Here is a 3,746-nt window from a genome sequence, read left to right as displayed (position 1 = left end):
TGTGTTTGCGTTTCTTGAAGTTTAGATACACTTTGATTGATAACATCCGAGGTCTTTTCAACATTTGTTACCCGTTTATCAAACGAAGTTTGCGTGTTTTCTACTTTTGTTATGGTTTCTTTGATGCCATTTACGCTTGTTTCTATTTCTGTTGTTTTTTTGGTGAAATCTACAGTAGAAACTTGGTCTTTATCAGCGCGACGCCAGTCCGTCATAATGTTGCCTTCTTCGAATTGCGGCAAGGCAATCCATACACGCCCATTTTTAAACACACGACAAGCAACACGTACTTTAGTTGTTTCTTTAGGAATAATACCTGTAGCACTGTATCTGCCCCAGTTATTATTTCCTAAATTTTTAATATCAATATCGGTACGAAATATTGCTGTGCTGGTGTTGTCGTCTCTTTCGCAAATAATCTCAATTCGAAGAATATTATCAAATGTATTGATATCATCCGTCATTACATAGAAGGAAGCTGTGTAAGGTTCTCCGATTGTAAAAGGTACATTCTTTTGCTCTGCCCCGCGATAACGAAAAGTTGTTTCGCCTCGTTGGTCAGATTTTAATGTATTGAAACCTTTATATTTTACAGTTGTATCAACTGATACGTTTGCTACTACTGTCCAGTTAGCCATTCCATTTTCAAACGTAGAATTTAAAAGTAAGTTGCGTCCACCTACCTTTAAGTTATCTAAGCGATTTGTGACTTGACTAATTAATTGTGTATTAGAAGTAGCAGTTTGCTTAATCTCATTTGTCGTCTTTGTAAGTCCGTCTGTTGTGGACTGGATATTAGCAATAGTCTGCTTCGTTCCTTCCACAGTGGACTCAACTGTATTTAGTTTATTGCTAATTTCATTATCCTTCTTGTTTAACTCTTCAATAGAAGTTTTGAATCCATCAGCGGTTTGCTCGATTTGCGTTACTTTCTTACTAATGTTACCTTGTTCGTTTTTTACATTAGATATCGTTCTACTAACACCCTCAAGACTTTCTTTTACTTCGTTATACTGTCCTGTCGCTTCATTCTGAACAGCTTGTACTTTTTTATCTAGCTCTTTTTTTGTAGATTCAATATCTTTATTCACTTGCTCAAGTGTTTCTTGCTTCACTGATTTGATGTCTGGAACAACTGGTTCCCAGTTGCCATTCTTCCACAGTTTGAGAATACCGGGCTTACCGTTTGATATGTCTAACCATAACGTTTTGCCATCTTCTAACCCTGTTGTCGGCGGATTTACACTTTCAATAATCGTTGTTTGATAGTTTTTTAGATTCTCTTGCACCTTCTCCGCTAACTGTTTCGCCGCCTCGGATTCTTTTTGTACAATTTCAACTTTCTCATCGGTTTCTTGTACGAGCTTTTCTAACTGTTCTAATAGTTCTTTGTTCGCTTTACTTCCTAATGTAGAAAGGATTCTATTGTACATTTTCCTTAATTCTTCGTTCGGGTCCATAATCTCACGATAGTCACCAAATACGTATTTATCCTGTGTAGGATCAATAAAAGATTCATCACCAGCGATCACACGTGCTTCAAGGTATAATTTCGGCGTAAATCCCGTATCTTTAATTAGAATTGTATCGCCTTCATTAATTAACTCATGTGCCATTCCGAACACACGACCAATTGATGCCGCCTCAACTTCATAAGTAACTGAGGTATTTACTCGCTTTTTCAGCTCTGTTTTCATAAGAGTCATGAGGCGTTCAGGTGTCATATCTTGATTGTCTGTTTCAGGACTATAGAATCCAAATCTATGTTTTCCTTTCTTATTCCAACGTTGGAAGGCATCATTATCAACTACATAAGGAAGACCATTATTAATACCCTCGACCGTGATAATTTCGTTTCCTTCGCCTCGTACGAATCCAACAAGTGCGGTACAGATATTTTGAGAGTTTTCAATACGGTTAATACCAAGCAAGTCTTTCCCCAATTCAACCTCTTTTTCTGTATTTGTACCACGTTTTTTGACCATATCAACATACAAGCCCACTATCTGTGAGCCAACCACTTCAGCACGATAAACGATTTCTAATTCAAATAACGAAGCAATTTTCTTTAAAAATGTCAAAGGGTCAATAAATGTATCGATAGTCATAGAATGAAAGCTTGCATATTCTGTTTTTCCTCTTTTCCATTCGGTTCCTTTAAGTGCCATATCGATAAATTCATTTACAGTTTTAGATTCAATTGTTTGAGGTTTAATCACTTCAGCATCTTTTAAAAGAACCCATGCCCCTTGAGCATGGATTGTAACGGATCTATCTTTAGAATCTTTCTCTGCTTCAATAATGACATAAGGAACAATTCGACCATCGCGAACTTCTTTTAATACTAAGTTCTGCTGCATAAGAGTTGCCGCATGGTCTGTATGATCAAAAACTTTGAATTCTAATGTATCAACATTATTTTTAATTTCCCAATGACGTTTATCTCCCCAATAATCTTTAGGCTGGATAGCTGATACAATTTGCCCTGTTTTGAAATCAACAACATGTAAAATTCCACTTGGTGTTCTCATCTATATCGCTCCCTAAATGATACACTTGCTTTTCCAACGTCACCTGGCATAATATCAATGCGATTGTCGCCGCGTATTACAACTGGAAAATCACTGAAAAAGTCTTTGATATTCACTGCTTTTATACCATTTATCGTTACAAGGCTTCGTTCGGTATCAATAACCACTTTATCGCCTTTATCAAAAATGTAAGGCGGGTTATTTTGTGTATTCATGTTTACTTTCCATATTTTTAGGTCACTTACTGTCAAAGCTTCTACAGGTGGTACATCTTTCCATTGCATAATACTCACTTGTATTTGTGCTGCTTTGGACATATGATAGTTATTTTCGTCAATCCATCGCACAAAGCGTTCTGAATCATCTCTCTCTGTACCAGGTAGAAACTTAGAAATATATGCCTCCCACACGTTGCCTGTTCTTGCTATCCACAATCGACCATTATATTGATTCCAAGTATTAGGGTGATCTCCACTTTCATGAATAAGGGTTGTCCTGTGTGGATGGCCATCATATCCAATTACCATCGTTCCTACATTTTGCTCGGCTTGCCAAAAAACATCGTTCATCGCTATCTTAGAAATGACTTTACTGTTTTCATCCAGTATCGCTATTTCTACCCTTCCCATTTCATTGATTGTTTTACTTTTACAAGTAACATACGCTTGCATAATAAAATCCTGCAAAGGACCTTGCGGTATGCTCTTTTTAAGAGCTGCGCCATGCCATCCTTTTCCTGTACCATAATCAGAACAATAAAATTGATAACTATCTGTTTTCATCTCTCCGACAGGCTCTCCATCTTCCATCTCAGTGACTTTTCCCCATCCGACCGTAGTTGTCATTTCATCCCACAACACACGTTGATTCCGCTCTACTGGAAGTTGATTCATTTGCAATGGATAACCAATGCGGAAATAATTACGATTATTGGGATATTCTCCGAACCAGACATCAAGAAAAGTGCTTGGATTTTCTACATCAATCTCAATTAATGCTGGCGCCTCTACGCTACCTTTATTTTTAAAATATGATGTGATTTCTGTGGTCCAGTTTCTTTCGAATTTGTGAGTCTGTACCTTACCCAGTTTGTAGGGCATCGGGCAAATGAATTTAATAGTTCCCATACCAAGAGTTACAAACTCATCCGGATCAAAACTATCATCCACAACAGCTAAATAGGTTCGGTCTGGTTCAACATCAAAAACAAGTTCT

Annotated in this window: 2 protein-coding genes; both read right to left on the bottom strand. The window is 37.3% G+C overall.

Annotation, left to right across the window (positions count from 1 at the left end; all coding sequences use genetic code 11):
• The coding region (locus MR056_RS21730; protein ID WP_305037794.1) for a phage tail spike protein at positions 1–2,531 on the bottom strand (2,531 nt) is incomplete at its 3' end.
• The coding region (locus MR056_RS21725; protein WP_242136720.1) for a distal tail protein Dit at positions 2,528–3,746 on the bottom strand (1,219 nt) is incomplete at its 5' end. The genes MR056_RS21730 and MR056_RS21725, both read right to left, overlap by 4 nt.

Origin of the sequence: Bacillus cereus group sp. BfR-BA-01360 (assembly GCF_022663595.1) — a bacterium.
Lineage (GTDB): Bacteria > Bacillota > Bacilli > Bacillales > Bacillaceae_G > Bacillus_A > Bacillus_A cytotoxicus.
The sequence above is the reverse complement of the archived record's forward strand: the minus strand, read 5'-3'. Positions and strand labels throughout refer to the sequence as shown.